This window comes from Citrobacter sp. R56 (assembly GCF_016811995.1).
Taxonomy (GTDB): domain Bacteria; phylum Pseudomonadota; class Gammaproteobacteria; order Enterobacterales; family Enterobacteriaceae; genus Citrobacter_D; species Citrobacter_D enshiensis.
In genome coordinates this window covers 2,617,316-2,640,590 of record NZ_CP069159.1, presented here as the reverse complement: position 1 = coordinate 2,640,590, position 23,275 = coordinate 2,617,316, and the positions used below count along the sequence as shown (strand labels likewise).

The window sequence follows — 23,275 nt, the reverse complement described above, 5'->3', positions numbered from 1 at the left end:
TGTTCTGCCGGATAACGCCTTGGGCGTATCCGGCATGTTGCGTCGTTATTCCGCTTCATCCTCTGCGACACGAACACCGACCTTCAGTACCGCATTGTCTTCTTTTTCCGCCACTGTCCAGATCATCCCGGCAAACTCCACCTGATCACCCACGACCGGGGCGGCGCCAAGCAGTTGCTGAACAATTTCACCCAGCGTCTGCTGCTTATCGCGGTACTCTGTACCATCGTCCAGCCCGTAAATCAGCGCCACATCAGCATATTTCGCGCTGGCTTCCAGAATAAAGTCGCCGAAGAAGCGCTGATCCAACGCCACGGGCGGCGACTCGCTGAACAGTTTCCCCAACGCAGGCAGGTCACGCTCGCGGCCAATCACGCACAGGACGTCGCCTTCACGCAGGCGAGTACTGCCGGTCGGATGAAACAGGGCATTATCGCGAAACAGGGCGGCAATGCGCGTATCCTCTGGCATGTGCAGATCGCGCAGCGCCGCGCCAACGCACCATTTGTCGGCGCTCAGCTGATAAACAAACTGCTCCCAGGGGTTTTCCGGATGAATGTCCAGCCCCATGCGAGAGACCGGCCAACCAACAGGGGGAACCACCACTTTGGCTTTTTTGGCCGCCCAGGAGAGAGACGTGCCCTGAAGCAGCAGGGAGATCAGCACCACGAAGAACGCGACATTGAAGAACAACCGCGCATTCTCCAGTCCGGCCATCATCGGGAAGACCGCGAGGATAATCGGCACAGCCCCCCGCAGTCCAACCCAACTGATGAACGTCCGCTCGCGCAGATTAAAGCCGCGAAAGGGCAGCAGCCCGGCGAAGACCGACAACGGTCGGGCAACGAAGATCATCCAGGCGGACAATAGCAACGCCGGAACAGCAATCGGCAGCAGATCCGAAGGGTTCACAAGCAGCCCGAGCACCAGGAACATGGCGATTTGCGCCAGCCAGGCGAGGCCGTCAAAGTTTTGCAGGATCCCAAACCGGTTGCGAATCGGGCGATTGCCGAGCAGGAATCCACACAGGTACACCGCCAGTATGCCGCTGCCTTCCAGCGCGGTGGTGACGGCGAAAATCAGGATCCCGCCGCTGAGCGCCAGCAAAGGATACAGACCGGTGGGCAGCGATATGCGGTTAATCATCTGCAAAAGCAGGTAGCCGCCGCCTAAGCCGAGCATAATCCCCAGGCCAAACTGTTGGATGATGTGGACTGCAAACATCCAGCTCAGACTCGTCTCATGATTCTGGATCATCGCAATCAGCGTAATGGTCAGAAACACCGCCATCGGATCGTTACTTCCGGACTCGATCTCAAGTGTGGACCCCACACGTTCGTTAAGCCCTTTACCGCCCAGCAATGAAAATACCGCCGCTGCATCCGTTGAGCCGACAATGGCGCCAATCAGCAACCCCTCAATGAGATCAAGGTGAAACAGCCATGCCGCCATCATCCCGGTTAATCCGGAGGTGATAAGAACCCCGACGGTGGCCAGCGATAAGGCCGGTCCCAGCGCAACGCGAAAAGAGCTGGCCTGCGTGCGCATGCCGCCATCCAGCAAAATGATCGCCAGCGCAAGGTTACTCACCATGTAAGCGAACGGGTAGTTATCAAAGGGGATACCGCCCACGCCGTCCACGCCAGCGAGCATACCGATAGCGAGAAAAATAACCAGAATAGGGATGCCGAGGCGGGATGAGAATGAACTTAATAAAATACTGCAGGTTACGAGGACTGAACCCAAAATAAACAGACTAATGATTGCTGCGGCATCCAACGTTCGGTTACTCCTGAATTACGCTGTTTCTTAATAATAAACCCTAACACAAAAACGACAGAAACAGCGTGTTGCTGAAAGCCTGACGGGTCAGGCTCTGCACTTTCGGACCGGTTTTTTTACGATTTGAGTACGGGGTGACCCGATATCGTGAGTTGGGTAGTTTCTTTTGTATTTTTCAGCACCGCATGTGCGCCTAATGGCAGCGTTACGGTGCGTTGCTCATGACCAAAATCCAGGCCAGTAATCAGCGGCACAGACAGACGTGAGCGCAAAAAGGCGTAAACCGCGTCGAGATCGTAACCCGCATCATACTCGTTTGGCGTACTGCCGCTAAAGCTGCCCAGTACAATCGCGTTTTGCCGGTTTAAAATACCGGCATCAAGCAGTTGCAACAGCATACGCTCAACGCGGAAAGGATGCTCATTAATGTCTTCCAGCACCAGTATGCCGTTTTCAATTTTCGGCATCCACGGTGTGCCGATGAGCGAAATCAGCATCGCCAGATTGCCGCCCCACAGCGTCCCTTCGGTCTGACAGGCTGGCCCCTGACCTTGCCACTCCACGGTATATTGCGCGTTGCGTAGCGCGAGCCAGAAATGGTATTCCGTGAAGGCGTTCATTTCTTCAGCGCCAAAGTTAGCCGCCAGCATTGGGCCGCTAAAGGTGATGACGTTACCCTGGGCGAGTAAACCGGACTGAATGGCGGTAAAGTCGCTGTGCCCGCAGATCAGTAACGGGTTGTGCTGTTGTCGGGCCGTCAGGGCCTGCCAGTCAATGTTCTCCAGCAAACGGCTGGCGCCGTAACCGCCACGCACCGGCATCACAATGGTATCGGCAGTGGTCAGGCTGGCGAGGGAATTCACGTCAGCCAGGCGTTCTGCTTCCGTTCCGGCAAAGCGCTGTTCACGGCGATGGATGACCGAGGCGTTATTCACCTGATGCCCCGTTTCCCTAAGACGCGTAAGCCCGCGTAATGCGGCTTGTTGGTTGATGCAGTAGCCCGATGGAGCAATTAAATGAAACAAAGACATGGCAATTCCTTGCTGACAATAGAATGCAAATGTATATCATGCCGCATATATTAGAACGTTTTGCCGGGTAGTGCCTTGCTTATCCGGCCTGCTGAAGTTTCAGCGCAACGTTGTGTTGTTGTCACCTCAACGATGGATTCCGGCTAAAAGGATAGACGAAGTGAAATTGAGATGGTTTGCTTTTTTAATCGTGTTACTGGCGGGTTGTAGTTCAAAGCAGGATTATAAAAATCCGCCCTGGAATGCGGAAGTTCCGGTCAAACGCGCGATGCAATGGATGCCGATCAGCGAAAAAGCCGGTGCGGCCTGGGGCGTGGACCCGAAGCTTATCACCGCGATTATCGCGATTGAATCCGGCGGTAACCCCAATGCGGTCAGTAAATCGAATGCCGTAGGATTGATGCAGTTGAAAGCTTCTACTTCCGGACGGGATGTCTATCGCCGGATGGGGTGGAGCGGCGAGCCGTCGACCAGCGAGTTGAAAAACCCGGAACGTAATATCTCCATGGGCGCCGCCTATCTGAGCATTCTGGAGAACGGGCCGCTTGCCGGCATCGAAGATCCGCAGGTGATGCAATATGCACTGGTGGTTTCTTATGCGAACGGGGCCGGCGCGCTGCTGCGTACCTTCTCCTCTGACAGGAAAAAAGCGATCAGCAAGATCAACGATCTTGACCCTGATGAGTTTATCGAACATGTTGCCGATAACCATCCTGCGCCACAGGCACCGCGCTATATCTGGAAACTTCAGCAAGCGCTGAATGCCATGTAACCGGGGTTGATGTTACTCGCGCACTTTATTCGCTTTTTCCCGCGCTTCGCGCTCCAGCGAAAAGATAATCCGCTGTAATTGCCGCTCCACCGCCGGGCTGACGTTAAGAAAACGCAGACTCAGGCGGGGAGTGGTGATCGTTTCATTTTTCCCGTCGATCACTTTACGCTCGCTAATCGAGATGAGCTGCGCGTCAAAATGGAAAATTCCCCATTCGCCCATGTTGAGTTCAATCTGAGAAAATCGCATTCCCTCTTTTAACCCTTCGGGTTTGGCGCCTTCCAGCAATGCGCCCATTCCCCCGAGAGAGAGGTCGAATAAGCGAAAACGCAGCGTGCTGTTGTCCGGCATTTTTGCTGAGCAGACGTAGGGAGGATGCAGCGGGGCGCAGATACGGAAATATTCGCGTCGTTGTACGAACCACAGGGCGGGCGGTAGCGCAGTGATAAACGCCGGAAGCTGCTGGTATTCACCGCTCTGCAGCTGCGGTAGCGTAAATTCGACTTTCGCGCCCTGCGTTTCGGCGGTAATGGTTATTTGTCTGGCGCGCTGAGCCGCAAGGTTTTCATTCTCCTGACTGCCGAAATCCATCACCAGACTCTCCGGGCTGACCGCGAGAATTTTGCTGATGAGCTGGCCTCCTGACCACGAAATGCGTAACGGAACCTGATTCTTATTGAGGTCTCGAAGAACGCCTAACACCGCCAATGGATTTTGTTTCAGGAACTGCTCATGGTAATGACTCACGCCTAATGACTCCTGGATACCTGACAGACTGTCGTCAGTTATCGGCATTACGCGACAGAACTTAATACAAATGGGTGAAATTTTTTTTCAAACTGAACGAATTAAGGCGGCGTCCAAAAGCGCAGAATCGTGGCTTGCCTATACTTAGGGTGCGAGTGCAAGAACGTCTTGCGCATGCGTTCACTGGAAAGAGGGCCTGAAAATGGGAATTATTGCCTGGATTGTTTTTGGTCTGATTGCAGGTGTTATCGCCAAACTGATCATGCCGGGCCGTGATGGTGGAGGTTTTTTCCTGACCTGCATTCTCGGTATCGTGGGTGCAGTTGTCGGTGGATGGTTGGCGACCATGTTTGGCATTGGCGGCAGTATCAGTGGATTCAATTTGAATAGTTTCCTGGTGGCCGTCGTTGGTGCGATTCTTGTGCTGGGCGTCTTTCGACTCCTGCGGCGAAATTAACAGAACGGCTCCTGCGGGGGCCGTTTTTCTTTGTGCAGGTTCCGTAACTACGTGAATGTAAAGGGGGAAGGAACGCTTGATTTGTTAATGAAAATGCGAATAATTGTCGTTCCATTTCTCATATAATAATTCACCCATGAAAACCACCCGTTGTTTTACATTGCGCGCACTCTCTGGATGTATCACCCTGGCACTGACACTCCCTTCTTATGCCGAAGAATCAACAATTGTCGTGACGGCCGCCGGGCAGGAGAGTCTGCTGCCCGCCTGGACCAACAGCGCCACCAAGTCGGCTGTGCCGGAAAGCAAAACGCCGCAGGTCATTAACACCATCGACAGTAAAGAGATCGAGCAGCGCCACGCGAACTCGGTGAATGAGATCTTACGTTACGCACCGGGCGTATCCACGGAAGTGCGGGGCAGTACTTCGTACATGAGCGAGTACAAAATTCGTGGCTTTACGGTCGAGCAGGAGTACTACAACGGCTTACAACTCCCCTATAACGTGACCGGCAATACCAAAGCGCGGATCGATCCCCTGATGATTGAAAGCGTGGATATTCTGAAAGGTCCGGCATCGGTGCTTTATGGGAATGGATCGCCTGGCGGGCTGGTTAACATCCAGGGGAAAAAGCCGCAAGCAGAACAAAAAACGGAAATGGGCTTTACGACCGGGACCCGCAATCTGAAAGAGGGTTATCTGGATTCGACCGGGCAAATCAGCGACAGCGACTGGAATTACCGTCTGCTGGGCAAAGCGACGGAAGGCGACGATCAGCCGCACACCACCCGTTATGAGAACTATCTGGTGGCGCCCTCAGTCACCTGGCAGCCGGATAATAAAACGCGCCTGACCATCGATGCGCTGGCGCAGAACACGCCGTCGTTGTCGCCTTCCAACCCGCTGCCCATTGCCTATTTGCGCTCAGGGTATGCCGATTCCCGTGACTATGCCGGGGACGAGTGGAGCGGTTTCAAACAGCGGCAATGGATGCTGGGGTACAGTTTTGAACACCAGTTTGACAGCGGCTGGGGCTTTACGCAGAAAGCCCGCTATTTTGATGTCGATACCCATCAGCGCAGCGTCTACTCAACCGGGAATGGCACGAATCCGGTGTGGGAGTTAAACCGTTTTGCCTACACCACCGATGAAGATCTGAAGAGCTTTAATATTGACAACCAGGTGACCAAAACCCTTGAGCTGGGTGACTGGAAACACCATTTGCTGGCGGGTTTTGACTACCAAAAACTCGATAGCCATTACTTGTATCGTTATGCCAGCAACACGCCAGGGATCGATATGCGCGATCCGAACTATCATCAAATTCACAGCGATGAACTCGGGCTTTATACCGCGCAGAAAAACCGTCTCTCCTACCAGCAGAATGGTTACTATTTGCAGGATCAGGTGGAGTTTGGCGGGCTGAATCTGTTGGCGAGCGTGCGGTACGACGACTACCGCTCCACGACCACGGATGATATGCAAAATGGCGAGAAAACATGGATCTCGCAGGATCGCGTAACCAAACGTCTTGGTGCGCTGTATGCCTTCGAAAATGGCATCTCCCCGTTTATCAGCTACTCCGAAGGTTTTAAGCCGATTTCGCCACAAGGCACATTGACGGCAAAAGATGTGAAGCCGACCACCAGCAAGCAGGTTGAGGGCGGGGTGAAATACCTGCTGGCAGAATATGCCACCACCTTAACCGCCTCGGTGTTCAACATTCGCCAGAAAAACGTTCTCTCCGCCACGCCAACCTGGGATTACCGTCAGACTGGCGAGATAGAGTCGAAAGGGGCTGAGGTGTCTGTCGTGAGCCGCCCGGCGGATAACATCACGCTGATCGCCAACTACGCCTATACCCATGCCATCAATACCGAAGATGAGACGTACGAAGGTAAACGCCCGACGCAGGTACCCGAAAACGCGTTTAACCTGTGGGGCGACTACACCTTTGATGAGACGGTTCTGCGAGGGCTGACCATTGGCACCGGGGCACGTTATACCGGGCCGATGGAGATCTCGCCGGATAACAAAGGGGGTAAGCTTGGCGGCACCACGCAGTACGACATGGCCGTGTCGTATCGTCTGGGAGAAGCGTTGCCGTCGCTGACTGGCGTCACGTTGAAAGCCAGCGCGCAGAACATCACCAACAAAGAGACCTTCAGCTGTTATGACAGCACCAACTGCTGGATCGGTCGCGATCGCACGGTGCAGGTCGGTGCGAGCTACAGTTTCTGATAAAAAATGACCCGGCGTTCTGCCGGGTCATTTCATCCTGTTTACGGAGTAGAGGGCGTGGTCTGTTTTTGTGGCGCAGACTGCACGGTCTCTGTCGGCGTGGGGCGCGTAGCGGGGACGTTGTCGCACGGTTTTTCTTTCGGGCAGATCAGATCGAGCATTTTCAGGGTTACGCCGTTAGTCCAGCCAAACCCATCCTGCAGCGGATACTCGCCACCGCCGCCGCCCGTCCCGGTGCTGCTGACATCATACTTCTCGACCAGCTTTTTCTCTCGCTCCCAGGTGTGTTGAACATTGGTCAGAAAACGCCAGCTGACGTCCATGGCAACCGTATCCTGACCATAATTTTGTAACCCTTCGGTCGCGACCCACTGTAACGGCGCCCAACCATTGGGGGCATCCCACTGCTGTCCGCTTTTCACCGAGGTCGTGGCAAGGCCGCCAGGTTGCAGTAAATGCGCCTGAGTTGCTGCCGCCACTTTGCTGGCCCGATCTTTTGCCGCGGCATTCACATACAGCGGGAACAGCGTCGCCGCCGTCAGCTGATTACGGACTTTCTTGCTCTTCAGATCGTAGTCAGCGTACCACCCCTCTTGTGCATTCCACAGATGGTCCTCGATTCCTTTTTGTCTCGCGCTGGCGAGGGTTTCGTACTGGCTGGCTTTGGCATCGTCGCCTGCGGCTTTACTGGCACGGGCGAGAATTTTTTCCATTTTATACAGCAGCGCATTGAGGTCGACAGGGACGATACTGGTGGTTCGGGTGGTGCTGAGTTGTTGCGGGTCATCCATCCAGCGTGAGCTAAAATCCCAGCCGGAGGCGGCAGCCGATCGCAGGTCACGATAAATTTCCGTGGCCGGGCGATTCGGATTGCTCTTCGCGGTGGCGATATCTTCTACCCAGGATTCCGGACGCGGCGTGTCACGCTCATCCCAGTAACGGTTCAACACCGTGCCGTCGTCGAGTTTGACTACCCGCTTATGTTGTTGCCCCGGCTGAAGAGATTCTGCCCCCTCCATCCACCAGGCATACTCTTTTTGCAGCTGCGGCAGATATTTTTTCAGGGCGTCATCGCCCTCATGTTGCGCCAGCAACTCCACCATAAACGCGAAGAAGGGGGGCTGTGAACGGCTTAAATAATAGCTGCGGTTGCCGTTGGGAATATGGCCCCAACTGTCAATCTCGTAGCCGAAATTGGCGACCATATTCGCGACTTTATCCCAGTGGTCACTTTCAGCCAGTCCCAGCATCGTGAAATAGCTATCCCAGTAATAGATCTCCCGAAAACGTCCGCCGGGCACGACATAAGGCTCAGGCAGCGGCAGCAAAGAGTCCCATTTCCCCGCGCTTTTTGTCGAGCGGGTCAACACCGGCCACAGCCCGTCAATATGTTCACGCAGCGATTGTCCGTCCGGAGGAACGTATTTTTCTCCCTCTTTGGGCAGCGTAAAATTCACGTCGACAAAATGGCGTAGATCGAAGCCAGACTGACTTTTTTGCATGCGATAATCGGCAAGGATCGTCAGGGGATCGCTATTGGGAACGGCGTCGGCAAACGTCTTCTGGTCGGGGAACAGTTTGGCGGTCTGCACATCATTGAATAGCGGCCCCAGCAGAATATCCGGGGGTTGCGGCAGACTGTCATTGGATTCTTCCGCATGTACAGACAACGAGGCGAGCGTCAGAAACGTCCCGGTCAGAGCCAGTTTAATCATGAAAGACAATACGCCTGGTTGGCGAATAGCTGGGGTTATCATTGAGGTTCCTCCTTAGCGGTGTGCCTGAGTTAACGGCATTTACCTTGAGAAAACCTTAGTCCACGATTGCCCTCTGCGCGTGATTGAACCGACATTTTGGGAACTCACGGGCATTTCTCGCCGTAGGGCATGACATGAATAGCGCGGCCTTTTTCGGGCAGGGACGCGCTATTTATGGGTTTACTCTGGGCGGAGAATGCGGCGGTTGGCGAGATCCAGCGTGATCGTTTCTCCGGTCTTCAGCGTACTGACAGACTCGCCCTGCTGACAAAGCCAGCCGATGCCCATCTCACGGGCGATGAGCGCGGAGTGTGACATCTCGCTGCCAGCACTCAGGCCAATCCCTTTCACGAATTGCGGATCGAGCAGCAACACGGTAGACGGGAAAATATTGTCCGTGAACACGACAGTCGGGCGAGTGAAGAGGGGCATTTGCGCCTTTATGCCACTCAGATGCTGAAGCGTACGGTGGAGCAGATCGTCAATATCGATGTAGCGCGCCTGCAAATAGGCGTCGTCGAGATGTTGATACTGCTCTCTGAGGTCGTTCAGTACACTTTGCCACGCCGCTTCTGCGCTGTAGTGCTGATGGAGAATGAACGCGCTGGCCATGTCATACAGTTCCGGGTCGTCCAGCAACGTGTGGTGCCCGGAGAAAATAGCGGCCAGATCGGCGGAGTATTTTTCTTCCGCCAGCGCCGTCAACGCGCTGAGGTCGTCGAGCGTAAGCCGGATGGCGGCGCGAAGACGCTGCTGTTCATACTGCGAAGAGGCAGTCGTGCTACTGGCGAAGTCTGGCAGGACGGGCGCATAGCAAAACGCGGTGCCGGTTACCGGGTCGGGTAACGGGTGCGACGGATCGCCAGACCCGCTCTCTTCCAGCGCATCGCCAAAATTCTCTGCGGCAAGCTGTTTGAACGCCGCCAGCGCCTCGTCTGCCTGTTCACCTTTGGCGATCAGCCGCAGCGTGTCGTTGCAGCGTATTTGCAGCAAGGCGATTTGATTCAGGCTGTCTGGGGTGACGCATTTACCGTTTTTTTCCAGCAGCATGTCGGCGTTAAAGCCCGACAGGGTGGCGACCAGCCGTGAAGCGGGTCTCACGTGGAGCCCATGACGGTTTTTGATGATGACGGAAAGCGAACGCGCTTCACTGTCGTGGGCTGAAAATGCCGTTGTGGGGTTGCTTGCTTCGAACGGCGAGGGTAAACCCAGTTGCTCACGTTTGGCGTCAAGGGCGTTCATGGCGTCGCTGATGACTTTGTCAATACCGGCGCCCGTCGCTGCGCTCACGGTCGCCGCGAGCGTTCCCTCAACCAGCGGCGCGGCACACAGACGCACTTTCGCCGCGATAGCCGGATCGAGTAAATCCAGCGCCGTTTCTGCGCTCAGCAGCGCGCTGCCAATATCCATCATCACCAGCACGTGGTCTGCGTCAGCCACGGACTCAATGGCTTCCATCACTTTGATGGGATCGGTGCCTATGGGATTTTGCGGGTCATCAATGCCCGCAGCAACCGCGAGTTTACAGCTTCCCCCCATCAACATCTGCTGGGCTAACTCCCTAACGCCTTCGCCCAGCCTGGCGCTATGAGAAACAATGACCAGGTTTACCATCGTATTCCCCTTACTCTCTGGAGGCTGCCGCCAGACATTGCACCATAAACATGACGGAAGTCGCTCCCGGATCCTGGTGACCGATGCTGCGCTCGCCGAGGTAGCTGGCGCGACCTTTACGCGCCTGCATGGTGATGGTGCTTTGCGCCGCCGCTTCCGCCTGGAGACGGGCGGCCTCCAGCGCTGCCGGTACGGACAGCGCGTGTTCGCAGGAGTGGCGCAAGGATTCCACCACCGGCAGCCAGACATCGCACATCGTTTTATCACCCGGTTCGGCTTTGCCCCGGCTGACCACACCTTCGGCGCCTTCGCGCACCATTGCATAGACCTCGTCGAGGGTCAGACTTTGATGGGACTGGGTAACCTGAGCGGCGCGAATGAAAAAGGTGCCAAACAGTGGTCCGCTGGCACCCCCGACGCTGGAGAGCAGCACCATTCCGGTATTTTTCAAAATAAAACCGATGTCTTTGTCGGCAATCGCGGGTAATTTTTCGACCACTTTGCTAAATCCGCGATGCATGTTTAAACCGTGGTCAGCATCGCCAATTTCTCTGTCGAGCCCGGTGAGGAAATCACTCTCTTTGGTGAAGATTTCACCGCATAGGTAGAGCCAGTTAACAATTTGCGTTCTGTTGAGCGACATAAAAAATCTCCTTATTTACCCCAGTTGAGGGCCGGGGTATGTACCGGGGCATCCCATAATGCCAGCGTCTCATCGTCCACTTTTAAGAGGGTGATGGAAAATCCGGCCATATCCAGGGAGGTGCAGTAAGATCCGATCAGATTGCGTTCGATGTGAATGCCCGTTTCCTGACAGCGGCTTTCGAGTCGGTTATAGACGCCGAACAGCTCAGATAACGGCGTCGCGCCAAGATTGTTGACCAGCGCAATCACGCGATCGCCGCGTTGCAGCGGTTGTTTGCCCTGTTTGTCTTCTTGCCATGCGCCCTGTACGGGATCCCAGTGACGTAACGTACGGTTGTAGGCACCGTTTTCCAGCAAGGTGTCGAACATTTCATCGACGGTCCTGTCGAGAGAGGTGAAAGCCCGACGGTCAATACCCGGTTCGCCGTGAATACCCACGCCAAACTCCATCTCATTATCCTGCAAAGTAAACGAGGGTTTACCGGCGGCAGGCACTGTACACGCCCCCAGCGCGATACCAATGGAGTGGCCGAGGTTGTTAAGTTTACGTCCAAGTTCCGCGCAGGCTTCCAGAGAATCGCCGCGTTCTGCCGCGGCACCGACCAATTTCTCAATCAGAACCGTGTTTGCCACCCCCCGGCGACCGGCGGTATAGAGGCTGTCTTTGACCGCCACATCATCATCAATGACGACGGTCGTTACCTTCACGCCGCTGTCGTGCAGGAGCTCTGTGGCGGTTTCAAAATTAAGAATATCGCCGGTGTAATTTTTGATAATCAGCAGGACACCTTCACCGCCGTCGATACTCATCGCGCATTCAAACATTTTGTCCGGCGTCGGAGAGGTGAAAATTTCACCCGGGCAGGCGCCGGAAAGCATTCCCTGACCAATGTAGCCACAGTGCATGGGTTCATGTCCGCTACCGCCGCCCGACAGCAGCGCCACTTTCCCTTGTACAGGGGCATCTGAACGGGTGACATACACCGGGTCCTGATGCAGCGTCAGTGTAGGAAAGGCTTTCGCCATACCAGCCAGTTGTTCATTCAGGACATCTTCGACACGGTTAATCAATTTTTTCATTTTTTGTGCTCCGTAGGTCGTCATGAGATGGCTGCAAAAGGGAACACATCGCAGGCATCTGAGTGAGGGTATCGGTTATGGACAACGACACGGCGACCACATGCTGCCGATACGATCATTGTGCCGCAGCGACGCGAAAAAAATATTCCACAAATTTACGTTTCAATACGGAACATTTATTTTTATTTATGTTTCATAATGGAACGTGAAGATGAATTTTTCGGCAAAAATGAGAGATTCAACCATCTTTGCCGCTGCAAAGGTGAAAAAGGGTTCCCGGTTCTCGGGACGTGGAAAAGCGCGTTCATACGCGCGGAGAAAACATGGCGACTCAACATCAAACCGGCGACAACGCCGTCTCTGGCATTCTTAGCGCCTCGTGGCAACGCTGTAGCACAATGATGCAGCGGGAGCCCTGGATCGCTCCGCATCAGGCACAGGGGCTGACGTTTGACTCTATTTGTCGGCGAAAGACCGCATTGCTGGCGTTAGGGCAAGCGGCGCTGGAGGATGCCTGGGAATATATGTCTCCCCGGGGATGTGGGCTATTTATTCTTGACGAGTCGGCCTGCATACTTAGCCGCTGCGGCGATCCGCTTACGCTGCAACAGCTTGGCGAACTGGGGTTTATCAACGGTGCCTACTGTGCGGAAAGTCTTATCGGCACCTGTGCGCTCTCCCTGGCGTCTGCGCTTGGACAGCCAATTCAAACCTCTGGCGAGCAACATTTCAAACGGAGGCTGTCTGGCTGGAGTTTCTTCTCCACGCCTATTTTTGATAACCACGGTCGCCAGTCGGGTTCCATCGCCTTGTGTTGTCCCGTTGGGCAGGAGGCCGCGTCCGATCTGCCGCTGACGCTGGCGATAGCGCGTGAAGTGGGCAATTCACTGCTCACCGACAACCTGCTGACCGAGTCTAATCGCCATCTGAATCAGCTGTACGGCCTGCTCGAAGGGATGGTCGACGGCGTGATGGCCTGGAATGAGCAGGGAACGCTGCAATTTCTGAATGCGCAGGCCGCGCGATTACTGCATCTGGATGCCCAGTCGAGCCAGGGGAAAAATATCACCGATCTGGTCACGCTGCCTGCCGTTTTACAGCGTGCAATCCGGCAAATGTGCCAGCTCAACCATGTCGAAGTCACGTTTGAAAGCCAGCATCAATTTGTTGATGCGGTCATCACTCTGAAACCGATTATTGAGGCTCAGGGGGCCAGTTTTATTCTGTTGCTCCATCCGGTCGAACAGATGCGGCAGTTGATGACCAGCCAATTGGGAAAAGTGAGCCACACCTTTGCACAAATGCCGGGCGACGATCCTGACACCCGGCGCTTACTGCATTTTGGGCGACAGGCCGCGCGAGGACGCTTCCCGGTGTTACTTTGCGGGGAGGAAGGGGTCGGCAAAGAACAGCTCAGCCAGGCTATTCATAATGAAAGTGAACGCGCTGAAGGCCCCTATATTGCAGTGAACTGCCAGTTATATGCCGATACCGTCCTGGGACAGGGCGATAGCGATGGCGCGACGGAGGGCGGGCGTTTAAGTCGTCTGGAGCTGGCCAACGGCGGTACGCTGTTTCTGGAGAAAATTGAATATCTGGAGCCGGAGTTGCAATCGGCGCTTCTGCAGGTGATCAAACAAGGGGTATTAACGCGCCTTGATGCCCGCAGACTGATTCCTGTTGATGTTAAAGTCATCGCCTCTACGACCCTGGATCTCGCGTTGCTGGTGGAACAAAACCGTTTTAGTCGCCAGCTTTACTACGCGTTACATGCTTTTGAAATCACCATTCCGCCGCTTCGAATGCGGCGAAACAGTATTCCAGCGCTGGTGCGTAATACCCTTGCGCGTCTTGAGAAACGTTTCTCGACGCGGTTGAAGATAGAGGATGATGCGATGGCGCAACTGGTTGATTGCGCCTGGCCGGGGAATGATTTTGAGTTGCTTAGCGTTATCGAAAACATCGCCATGAGTTGCGACAACGGGCATATCCGGCTGAGCGATTTACCGGAACATCTTTTCACCGAACGCTTCGAAGAGGGCGGTACACGCCTCCCAACCCAGCTGACCTTTGCCGGTATCGAGAAAGACGCCATTATTCATGCAGCAAAGGTCACCGGCGGCCGTGTACAGGAAATGTCCAGCGTGTTGAACATTGGGCGTACAACGCTATGGCGTAAGCTAAAGCAGTACAACATTGATGTCAGTCAGTTTAAGCGCCGTCGTCAGGACTCGCGTTGAGGCGGAACGTGGCGGGGCATGGATCACTGAATGTGCTGTGACTTCAACGGGTTCATTCACTGATCGCATAAGTCGCTTGATTTGATCGGCAAATACAACATACTGTTTATATGTACAGTATTTATTGGTTTGGCCGTGATGAATGATATTTTTTCCTGTGAACGTAATGACATCATTACGTTACCTCTGTTTCTGGAGCGTGTTTCATGCGGGTTTCCCAGCCCGGCGCAAGACTATGTTGAGGACAGTCTCGATCTTAACACCCTGGTGGTGAAACATCCGGGGGCAACGTACTTCCTCAGGGTCAGCGGTGACTCGATGGTAGGCGCCGGTATCAGCGATGGCGATCTATTGGTGGTTGACCGTTCGTTGACGGCGACGCATGGCGATATTGTGGTGGCGGCCGTGGCGGGGGAGTTTACCGTGAAGGAGCTACGCACGCGGCCCCGTCTTCAGCTCGTTCCCCACAACCCGCATTATTCCCCCATTGTGTTGCAGAGCGAGGAAGAGCTGCAACTCTTTGGCGTTGTGACATTTACGTTGAAATCACACAGACATGTTCGCGCTGGTTGATGTAAACAGTTTTTATGCGTCTTGTGAGACGGTCTTTCGACCGGATCTCGAGGGAAAACCGGTGGTGGTGGTTTCAAACAACGACGGATGCATTATTTCGCGATCGGCACAGGCAAAAGCGCTCGGCATCAAAATGGGGGCGCCTTATTTCAAAGTGAAAGATGAATTACGGCGTCAGCACGTCGCGGTCTTTAGCTCAAATTATGCGCTTTATGCCGATCTCAGCCACCGTGTAATGCTGACGCTGGCAGAAATGGCGCCGTCGGTTGAGGTCTATTCCATTGATGAAGCGTTTATCGATCTGTCAGGCGTCGGGCGTGGCTATTCGCTCGAGGCGTTTGGGCACCAAATTCGTCAACAGATACGAAAGAACACGGGGTTGACCGTTGGCGTAGGCATTGCGCAGACCAAAACGCTGGCAAAAGTCGCCAATTTTGCGGCGAAAACATGGCAAAAGACCGGCGGCGTGGTTGATCTCTCAGACACGTTGCGTCAGAGAAAACTTCTTGCGCACGTCCCTGTTGAAGAGGTCTGGGGGATAGGGCGGCGTACCAGTAAAAAACTCAATGCGATGGGCATTACGTCGGCGCTGCAATTGGCTGACAGCTCTCTCTGGGTGATGCGTAAACACTTCAGCGTGGTGACGGAACGTACCGTGCGTGAGCTTCGCGGGGAATCCTGCCTGGCATTTGATGAGTTTGCCCCCACCAAACAGCAGATTATTTGTAGTCGGTCATTCGGCCATCGCATCACCCACTACGACGAAATGCATCAGGCGATTTGTATGTACGCTGAACGCGCGGCGGAAAAACTGCGGGCAGAACGACAGTACTGCTGCACTATCAGCGTATTCATGCGAACCAGCCCGCATGCCGAAAATGAGGTATTTTACGCGCCGCAGGCCGGTGGTCAGTTAACGATTCCGTCTCAGGATACCCGCGACATTATTCGCGTTGCCTGCAGCGCGCTGGACAGGATCTGGAAAGACGGTTTTCGCTATATGAAAGCAGGCGTCATGCTCAGTGATTTTTTTAGCCAGGGGATTGCTCAGCTAAACTTGTTTGATGAAAACGCCCCACGCCCCAACAGTGAGAAATTAATGGCGGTGCTGGATAACCTCAACAGCAAAAAGGGGAGAGGTACCCTCTATTTTGCCGGTCAGGGCGCGCAGCAGCAATGGCAAATGAAACGGGAAATGCTCTCCCCACGCTATACCACTCGGTTTTCAGATTTACCGGTGGTGAAATAGGCTGCTTTATTGCCTGTTTCTCGGAGTAATGTACTGGGTGTTGTGGGGAGTCCTGATTTTCCTTTCCATCATCAGACGCATTCGTTAGCATATTGTTTCGCAGCTAGGCGTATCTGTTTTTTTCAGGAAGAGGTTAACGTGTTCGCAGAGTATGGAGTTCTGAATTACTGGACGTATCTGGTCGGGGCAATTTTTATCGTTCTGGTCCCTGGTCCTAATACATTTTTTGTGCTGAAAAATAGCGTTGGGCGTGGGATGAAAGGTGGGTATCTCGCGGCAAGTGGCGTGTTTATTGGCGATGCGGTGCTGATGTTTCTCGCTTACGCCGGCGTTGCTACGATGATTAAAACGACGCCGGTGCTGTTTAGTATTGTTCGCTATCTCGGTGCATTGTATCTGCTTTATCTTGGCGCAAAGATGCTCTACGCGACGCTGAAATCAAAAGAAAACGCGTCGGCTGGCGAGGATGTCCCTTTTGGTGCGATTTTTAAACGCGCCTTAGTTCTGAGCCTGACCAACCCAAAAGCGATCCTTTTTTACGTGTCGTTCTTCGTGCAATTTATTGATGTGAACGCGCCGCATACGGGGCTGTCATTTTTGATTCTGGCTATCTCGCTGGAAGTGGTGAGCTTCTTCTACCTGAGCTTCCTGATTATTTCGGGGGCGTTTGTGACGCAATATATTCGGACTAAAAAGAAACTGGCGAAAGTCGGCAATTCTCTGATTGGTTTGATTTTCGTCGGTTTTGCCGCGCGTCTGGCGACGCTGCAGTCGTAATACCTACAGGCCCGTTTATTCTGACGGGCCTCTGTCTTTTCCTCCCGCAAATCAAGATACAGCCCTGATGTATAAACCTTTAAAATAACCAATAAATGGTATTTTAAATGCATATTATGAGGAGTAACCTTCTTACAGCAGCGATAAATGAAATACGCTGCGTTGTTGATGGAAAGAGGGAAGACAATGCTTCAAATTCCACAGAATCATATTCACACACGCGCCACGCCATTCTGGAACAAAGAGACAGCGCCCGCCGGAATTTTCGAACGCCACCTTGATAAAGGAACCCGACCGGGTGTGTATCCCCGTCTGTCGGTCATGCAGGGGGCGGTCAAATATCTCGGATATGCCGATGAACACAGTCCCGAGCCAGAAAAGGTGATGATTATTGAAGCCGGTCAGTTTGGCGTTTTCCCACCGGAAAAGTGGCATAACATCGAAGTGATGACTGACGACACTTACTTTAACATCGATTTTTTCGTTGCCCCGGAAGTGTTACTGGAAAGCGCAAACCAACGGAAAGTCATTCGCACCGGGAAGGAGTAAACCATGGGTAAAGCAACATATACCGTGACGGTGACCAACAACAGTAATGGCGTTTCGGTCGATTATGAAACTGAAGCGCCGATGACCTTGCTGGTGCCGGATGTCGCCGCAGAAGTCGTCAAAGACCTGGTTAATACCGTGCGTTCATACGACACGGAAAATGAACATGATGTTTGCGGCTGGTAACTCAGCCAGCTAACGAAAGCGTAACGCTTTCAGTCCTCTAAGCCGCATAGCGTGATGACCGCGCTGTGCGGCTTTTTTGTTAACGGTCTGGCAGACTACCTTACCCGCTGACATCAGTAGAAATAAAATATTAATAAAACCTTAAGAATATGGCATAGATTGCTAATGAATGAATATTCATAAAACTTATGATTCAGGTATCGAAAGCGGAACAGACTAAAATGCTTATGAAACTTGATACCCGAATCACCTCGATAACGGTGCTGCTTGTACTGGCCGCGATAGTTATCCCCTTCACTGCTGACTGGCATCTTCCCCTGCTTGATGGCGTCGTGGTGACGTGGATTGAAAACGGACAAGCGCTATGGTTGCTGTTTGGCGCGTTGTTTACCGCCTGGTATATCAAGCCTCTCTCTCGCCCGGAAGGGGCAAAACAGTTTTGGCTCTGGGCCGTTGTATGGTGGCTGGTGCTACTGGGGCGAAGCACGAGTTGGGGACGCGCTTATTTCCCGGACGAGCCCAGAATCATCTTCAGGGGTATCTCGGTGATATTGATCGCCGCACTCGCACTGCCGGTATTATTCTCGAAAACGCTGCGTCACGAGATTGTGCGTCGACTGCGTGAAGAGCCGTTCCCGTTGTGGCTGTTTGCCATAACCGCCGCGACTTTTTTGATTTCCGACGCAGTAGAGCATCATCGTTTGATGGCGCCCGTTTTCCTGCACAACCTGCACTATGCCGATCTGATTGAAGAGCTGTATGAATTGCCGTTTATGTTGGGATTATTTCTGATTACGCTGGGGTTTATGCAGCGGGAGAGAGTGGGCGAGAATGCCACGTCCCGGGTCGGTGATGTGCAGTTCGCGAAATAGTGGGTTAGCCGATACAGGTAGCCTGAGTCCGCAAATACGGACCCAGGCGAGATAATGACGCTTACGCGATGGCCTCACAGAGACGCGATTTCATTGCCGTGTAAGTGTCTACAGCATAGTTTTCTGCCCAGCGCTGATCGGCAATCGGCTCAATTTTCACGGCGCAGTACTTTGTTTCAGGCGTTTTTGAGATGGGATCAAGGTTATCCTGAGTCAGTTCATTACAGGCGCCAATCCACCATTGATACGTCATGTAGACTGCGCCACGGTTAATACGGTCGGAGACGTCGGCACGGCTGATCACCTTGCCGCGACGAGAACTGACCCAGACCAGATCGCGATGGCGAATCCCCAGTTTTTCCGCATCAAGTCCGTTGATTTGCACATTCCCCGGCTCATCAGCCAGCGTCTGTAACGCCGCGCAGTTACCGGTCATGGAGCGGCAGGAGTAGTGCCCGACCTCACGCACGGTGCACAGCACCATCGGGAAATCCTCATCCGGCACCTCAGCAGGCGCGCGCCACGGGGCGGCAAACAGCTTGCCTTTCCCGCTGGGCGTATCAAATTTGCTGTGCAGATAAAGATACGGGGTGCCGGGGTGATCAAGGTCAGGACACGGCCACTGAATATGCCCCATATCGCCCATTTTTTCGTACGTCACACCGTAGAATAGCGGGCATAACTCGCGCATCTCATCCCAGATTTGCTGATTATTTTCATACTTCATGGGGTAGCCCATTGCGGTGGCGAGCAGGCTGATTATCTCCCAGTCACGCTTCACATCGCCAGTCGGCTCAATGGCTTTTTCAAAACGCTGGAAACCACGATCGGCGCAGGTAAAGACACCTCCGTGTTCACCCCACGAGGTGGCGGGCAGAATCACATCCGCCGCTTCCGCTGTTTTGGTCATGAAGATATCCTGCACCACGACAAAATCCAGCGCGTCGAAGCCTGAACGTACCAGCCCCAGGTCGGCCTCTGTTTGCAGCGGGTCTTCCCCCATGATGTAGTAAGCTTTGACTTTACCTTCGAGCGCCAGATGAGGCACCTCAGTGATACGGGTGCCGACTTTATCGTCCATCAGCGCGGCATCAATGCCCCAGGCGCGCGCAAATTTCTCTCTGACTGCGGGATCCGTCACGTCCTGATAACCGGGGAATTGATTGGGCAACACGCCCATATCGCACGCCCCTTGCACGTTATTCTGACCGCGAACCGGCCCGACGCCGACATGAGGACGCCCCAGATTTCCGGTCAGCAAGGCCAGGCTCGACAGACCGCGAACGACGTCAACGGCCTGACCAAACTGCGTTACGCCCATGCCCCACATCACCGTCGCAGAAGGGGCGGCGGCGAAAGTCCGCATCGCCTGACGTACTTGTTGTGCAGGGACGCCGGTTAAGTGTTCGACGGATTCTGGCGAAAAATCCTTCACGGTTTGCCAGTAATCCTCGAACCCTTCGGTGTGTTTTAACACATACTCCCGATCATAAAGCTGCTCATCAATCAGGACATAGCCAAAGGCGTTGACCAGCGCCATGTTGCAGCCGTTATTTAACTGCAGATGCTGATCGGCGATACGGGCCGTTTCAATGCGTCTTGGATCGCACACGATAATTTTGGCGCCGTTCTGACGCGCTTTAATAACCCGGCGCGCCACGATTGGGTGGGAGTCGGCGCAGTTGTAGCCAAAAATGAGCAGGCATTTGGAGTTTTCAATATCGCTAATCGCGTTGCTCATTGCGCCGTTGCCCAGCGTCTCCTGCAAACCAGCAACGGAAGGGCCATGGCACACGCGAGCGCAGCAATCGACATTGTTGGTATTCAGCACGGCGCGGGCAAATTTCTGCATGACGTAGTTCGTCTCATTCCCTGTCCCGCGGGAAGAACCGGTGGTCATGATGGCGCGAGGGCCGAAGGCCGCTTTAATTTCTGACAAACGCGTTGCGGTATAGCGGATGGCTTCATCCCAACTCACAGGGGTGAGTTTGCCGCCTTTTTCATAGCGAATCATTGGGCGGGTCAGACGCGGCGTCAGAAGACGTGTGTCGTTAAGAAAATCCCAACCGTAAAATCCCTTCAGGCATAGCTGATTCTGATTCGTTACACCTTCTGCACCTTCGGCGCGGATGATTTTGTTATTTTCAACAACAAGCGTGAGCTTGCACCCGGCCCCGCAATAAGGGCACACACTGGTGATTTTTTTCATCAATAACAGACCTGTTAAATGCTGAAATAGCGCGAATTGAAGAAGAAGTCAGCGCATTACAGGCGATGGACTTCGTTTTGTCGTAGCGACAGGGGAAGCTAAGCATAAATTGTGCCAAAAGCAGAAAACCAGAGACGGCGGGGCTTTGCTGAGAAGGTGGGCGAGAAATGACAGACGGATCGACAGAAATGACGGGCAGATGTCAAAAAAAAGCCCGCACTCATTGAGGCGGGCAAAACATACTGGAAGCAATGTGAGCAATGTCGTACCAAATACCCGAGTTATTTACTCAACTATTTGGTAATGAGAAAGATAATCTTTATCATCTAACATTTCAACCCTGTCTTTTATGCGTGTTTATTTGATCGAATAACGGAAGAACGTGAAATACTGAAAGGTGATGCTGATCACAAATTTCAATTTTCTGTCCATGTGCTATTCTTTTTAGCAGCGAATTAATCGCTGACGTAAAAACATAAGTGAGGAAAGAATGGGCATTATTTCATGGATTATCTTTGGGCTTATTGCAGGTATTCTGGCGAAGTGGATTATGCCTGGTAAGGATGGCGGTGGTTTCTTTATGACGATCATTCTCGGGGTCGTCGGTGCCGTGGTTGGGGGATGGATCAGCACACTTCTCGGATTTGGCAAAGTTGACGGTTTCAACTTTGGCAGTTTTGCCGTCGCCGTTATTGGTGCCATTGTTGTTCTGTTTATCTACAGAAAAATCAAAAGCTAAACGAAGAATATCGCAAGATAAAAAGGCTACCGACGGTGGCCTTTATTATTTTAAATGACCGCCGTTACCACCAACCCAGCGCCGTTCCTATTAGCGCAATAATGGCCACGCCGATCATGATAAGCGTTGTTTTTTTCACCGTTATGCTCCGGGGGTTGCGTAACCACCAATACAAAACCACGCTAAGAAAATAACCGCTGTAATAAAAATGACGACAGGAAAAACAATACCCAATCTCATGCTACCACCTGATTGTGTTATTTGATGACGCGCCAGAATAGCAGGGCTCAATGCGTGACAAAAGGTGTTTTATCTTTGCGCTTTTTATCCTGATACATAGCGCTATCCGCAGCGCGAAGAGCACTGTCAATGTCCGTCTCACGAGGATTGATTTCAATAACGCCGAGGCTGGCGCCAGGGTAAAACAGAACCTCGCCCTCGACCTGGTACTCCCCACGAATCTGCTGCTGTAGCCGGTCTTTTAACGTTTGCAGACTGAGGTCATTTTCATCGGCAAGACACACGGCCAGAAACTCATCGCCGCCTAAGCGGCCAATAATATCGTGTTCACTGCGCCAGTCGGTCAGGCGCTGACCGACCTGGATCAGAAACTGGTCGCCGGCTTCGTGCCCATAGCGATCGTTGATCTGTTTAAAATGATCCAGATCGATATACGCCACAATGACGTTGCGATTCAGATGGCTGGCCAGTGAGAAAAGGGTGTCCATATTCTCAAAAATGGCCCGTCGGTTTGGTAAGCGGGTAAGTGCATCAGTATACGAGTACGCGATAAGCGCCGCATTGGCCGATTGCAGTTGAGAAACCAGTGACTCTTTCTGAATATACTGGGCAATGAGTCCGGCAAACAGATGCAATACCTGTTCTCCACGGTGACTCAATTTATGTTGCTGCTTACTGGTGGCGCACAGCGTACCGTAAAACGTGCCGTCCGGAAGATGAACCGGCGTGCTTAAAAATGTGGTGATTTCCAGCGCCTGGGCGGCGGTGCAATCCGGCCAGCGCTCCGGGACGTTATCACTGTAAAAACAGTTATCGTCGATTGCGCGTTTACATAACGTTTCATCCCAGGGCACGGACAATCCTTCAGGAATGTGCATCTGCTTGCTGTTACGGGCATACAAGATGTGTTGCAAACGGGCGTCGAGATCGACCTTCGTCAGATAGGTTGATTCCATCTCGGTCACCATCTCCAGCATCTCCAGAAGTTGCCGAACCAGGCTTTCCAGAGACTGTTCGGTGGCGAGTGATTGCGAGACGCGGGCGAGGATCATATCTGGCATGACGCGAAGGTTCTCCCTGATTGGTAGCACAGTGTGCTGAAAATTTCTGCTTTGCTGGGCAGGTAGAGTATCACTTTGACAAATGAAATGTATCTGTTCTGCCAGAAAGTGAGTCACAGGGAAAAGGCGCAAATAAAACATGGAGATGCCTTATCAGACGGGTTACCCTGTCCGGATATTGCGTTAATGGGAGATTCTATGAAATTCGTTCTTGCTGTGCTGCCTTGTGTTCTGGGACTGGCTGCATGCTCATCTTCAACACTGCCTGATGCCCCTAAACCCCCTCAGGTCGGTATGGCGAATCCTGCGGCGGTCTATTGTGAACAAAAAGGCGGAACGCTCGTGCCGGTTCAGACCCCACAAGGCGCACGTGCAGACTGCAAACTGCCTGGCGGGGAAGTCATCGATGAGTGGGCGCTCTGGCGCAGAGATCATCCGGCCAACAAATGAGTG

General features: G+C 53.3%; 22 protein-coding genes. 12 read left to right on the top strand and 10 right to left on the bottom strand.

Features of this window, described 5'->3' with window-relative positions:
• Window positions 1–45: 45 nt before the first annotated feature.
• Both JM656_RS12545 and ldcA read right to left on the bottom strand, forming a co-directional pair.
• Window positions 46–1,779, bottom strand: a complete 1,734-nt coding sequence (locus JM656_RS12545) for a potassium/proton antiporter (RefSeq protein ID WP_203358080.1) — start codon at window positions 1,777–1,779, stop codon at window positions 46–48.
• Window positions 1,780–1,898: 119 nt separating this feature from the next.
• Entirely contained in the window at window positions 1,899–2,813 is a 915-nt protein-coding gene (gene ldcA, locus JM656_RS12540) for a muramoyltetrapeptide carboxypeptidase (protein ID WP_203358079.1), read from the bottom strand.
• A 160-nt stretch (window positions 2,814–2,973) separates the two neighbouring features.
• Here ldcA and emtA point away from each other — a divergent pair, with 160 nt between their 5' ends.
• Complete coding sequence (gene emtA / locus JM656_RS12535; protein WP_203358078.1) at window positions 2,974–3,585, top strand: membrane-bound lytic murein transglycosylase EmtA; 612 nt, start codon at window positions 2,974–2,976, stop codon at window positions 3,583–3,585.
• 12 nt (window positions 3,586–3,597) lie between these two features.
• On the opposite strand, the gene ycgR is transcribed toward emtA, so the two are convergent.
• On the bottom strand, window positions 3,598–4,332 hold the full coding sequence (gene ycgR, locus JM656_RS12530; RefSeq protein ID WP_203358077.1) for a flagellar brake protein YcgR: 735 nt from the start codon (window positions 4,330–4,332) through the stop codon (window positions 3,598–3,600).
• Window positions 4,333–4,534: 202 nt separating this feature from the next.
• On the opposite strand from ycgR, the gene JM656_RS12525 reads away from it, so the two are divergent.
• Both JM656_RS12525 and JM656_RS12520 read left to right on the top strand, forming a co-directional pair.
• Complete coding sequence (locus JM656_RS12525; RefSeq protein ID WP_203358076.1) at window positions 4,535–4,789, top strand: GlsB/YeaQ/YmgE family stress response membrane protein; 255 nt, start codon at window positions 4,535–4,537, stop codon at window positions 4,787–4,789.
• A 136-nt stretch (window positions 4,790–4,925) separates the two neighbouring features.
• Window positions 4,926–7,031 carry a TonB-dependent siderophore receptor gene (locus JM656_RS12520; protein WP_203358075.1) on the top strand — a complete coding sequence of 702 codons (2,106 nt, stop codon included), beginning with the start codon at window positions 4,926–4,928 and terminating at the stop codon, window positions 7,029–7,031.
• Between the two features lie 41 nt (window positions 7,032–7,072).
• Here JM656_RS12520 and JM656_RS12515 read toward each other — a convergent pair whose 3' ends face one another.
• From JM656_RS12515 to dhaK, 4 genes are all read right to left on the bottom strand, one after another.
• On the bottom strand, window positions 7,073–8,788 hold the full coding sequence (locus JM656_RS12515) for an alpha,alpha-trehalase (RefSeq protein ID WP_203358074.1): 1,716 nt from the start codon (window positions 8,786–8,788) through the stop codon (window positions 7,073–7,075).
• A 180-nt stretch (window positions 8,789–8,968) separates the two neighbouring features.
• Window positions 8,969–10,402, bottom strand: coding sequence for a dihydroxyacetone kinase phosphoryl donor subunit DhaM (gene dhaM, locus JM656_RS12510; RefSeq protein WP_203358073.1), 1,434 nt, complete (start codon window positions 10,400–10,402; stop codon window positions 8,969–8,971).
• Window positions 10,403–10,412: 10 nt separating this feature from the next.
• Window positions 10,413–11,045, bottom strand: a complete 633-nt coding sequence (gene dhaL / locus JM656_RS12505; protein WP_203358072.1) for a dihydroxyacetone kinase subunit DhaL — start codon at window positions 11,043–11,045, stop codon at window positions 10,413–10,415.
• An 11-nt stretch (window positions 11,046–11,056) separates the two neighbouring features.
• Window positions 11,057–12,127, bottom strand: coding sequence for a dihydroxyacetone kinase subunit DhaK (dhaK, locus tag JM656_RS12500; RefSeq protein WP_203358071.1), 1,071 nt, complete (start codon window positions 12,125–12,127; stop codon window positions 11,057–11,059).
• A gap of 323 nt (window positions 12,128–12,450) precedes the next feature.
• On the opposite strand from dhaK, the gene dhaR reads away from it, so the two are divergent.
• The 7 genes from dhaR to JM656_RS12465 all read left to right on the top strand — a co-directional run bounded on the left by dhaR (window position 12,451) and on the right by JM656_RS12465 (window position 18,573).
• On the top strand, window positions 12,451–14,367 hold the full coding sequence (dhaR, locus tag JM656_RS12495; RefSeq protein WP_203358070.1) for a dihydroxyacetone kinase operon transcriptional regulator DhaR: 1,917 nt from the start codon (window positions 12,451–12,453) through the stop codon (window positions 14,365–14,367).
• 138 nt (window positions 14,368–14,505) lie between these two features.
• Window positions 14,506–14,940 (top strand): translesion error-prone DNA polymerase V autoproteolytic subunit, encoded by a 435-nt coding sequence (gene umuD / locus JM656_RS12490; protein WP_203358069.1) that lies wholly within the window; start codon window positions 14,506–14,508, stop codon window positions 14,938–14,940.
• Entirely contained in the window at window positions 14,924–16,189 is a 1,266-nt protein-coding gene (umuC, locus tag JM656_RS12485; protein ID WP_203358068.1) for a translesion error-prone DNA polymerase V subunit UmuC, read from the top strand. The genes umuD and umuC overlap by 17 nt, the downstream gene beginning before the upstream one ends.
• 138 nt (window positions 16,190–16,327) lie before the next feature.
• Complete coding sequence (leuE, locus tag JM656_RS12480) at window positions 16,328–16,966, top strand: leucine efflux protein LeuE (protein WP_203358067.1); 639 nt, start codon at window positions 16,328–16,330, stop codon at window positions 16,964–16,966.
• 186 nt (window positions 16,967–17,152) lie between these two features.
• Window positions 17,153–17,515, top strand: coding sequence for a DUF1971 domain-containing protein YeaR (gene yeaR, locus JM656_RS12475; RefSeq protein ID WP_203358066.1), 363 nt, complete (start codon window positions 17,153–17,155; stop codon window positions 17,513–17,515).
• 3 nt (window positions 17,516–17,518) lie between these two features.
• Window positions 17,519–17,701 carry a DUF1869 domain-containing protein gene (locus JM656_RS12470; RefSeq protein ID WP_012132688.1) on the top strand — a complete coding sequence of 61 codons (183 nt, stop codon included), beginning with the start codon at window positions 17,519–17,521 and terminating at the stop codon, window positions 17,699–17,701.
• A gap of 227 nt (window positions 17,702–17,928) precedes the next feature.
• Window positions 17,929–18,573 (top strand): hypothetical protein, encoded by a 645-nt coding sequence (locus JM656_RS12465; protein WP_203361284.1) that lies wholly within the window; start codon window positions 17,929–17,931, stop codon window positions 18,571–18,573.
• A gap of 61 nt (window positions 18,574–18,634) precedes the next feature.
• On the opposite strand, the gene fdhF is transcribed toward JM656_RS12465, so the two are convergent.
• Window positions 18,635–20,782 carry a formate dehydrogenase subunit alpha gene (fdhF, locus tag JM656_RS12460; protein WP_203358065.1) on the bottom strand — a complete coding sequence of 716 codons (2,148 nt, stop codon included), beginning with the start codon at window positions 20,780–20,782 and terminating at the stop codon, window positions 18,635–18,637.
• 490 nt (window positions 20,783–21,272) lie between these two features.
• On the opposite strand from fdhF, the gene JM656_RS12455 reads away from it, so the two are divergent.
• Complete coding sequence (locus JM656_RS12455) at window positions 21,273–21,521, top strand: GlsB/YeaQ/YmgE family stress response membrane protein (protein WP_203358064.1); 249 nt, start codon at window positions 21,273–21,275, stop codon at window positions 21,519–21,521.
• 141 nt (window positions 21,522–21,662) lie between these two features.
• Here JM656_RS12455 and JM656_RS12450 read toward each other — a convergent pair whose 3' ends face one another.
• On the bottom strand, window positions 21,663–21,761 hold the full coding sequence (locus tag JM656_RS12450) for a YoaK family small membrane protein (RefSeq protein WP_203358063.1): 99 nt from the start codon (window positions 21,759–21,761) through the stop codon (window positions 21,663–21,665).
• Window positions 21,762–21,808: 47 nt separating this feature from the next.
• Window positions 21,809–22,822, bottom strand: a complete 1,014-nt coding sequence (locus JM656_RS12445; protein WP_203358062.1) for a sensor domain-containing diguanylate cyclase — start codon at window positions 22,820–22,822, stop codon at window positions 21,809–21,811.
• A gap of 198 nt (window positions 22,823–23,020) precedes the next feature.
• Here JM656_RS12445 and JM656_RS12440 point away from each other — a divergent pair, with 198 nt between their 5' ends.
• Window positions 23,021–23,272 carry a DUF333 domain-containing protein gene (locus tag JM656_RS12440; protein ID WP_203358061.1) on the top strand — a complete coding sequence of 84 codons (252 nt, stop codon included), beginning with the start codon at window positions 23,021–23,023 and terminating at the stop codon, window positions 23,270–23,272.
• The last annotated feature ends 3 nt before the right edge of the window (window positions 23,273–23,275 follow it).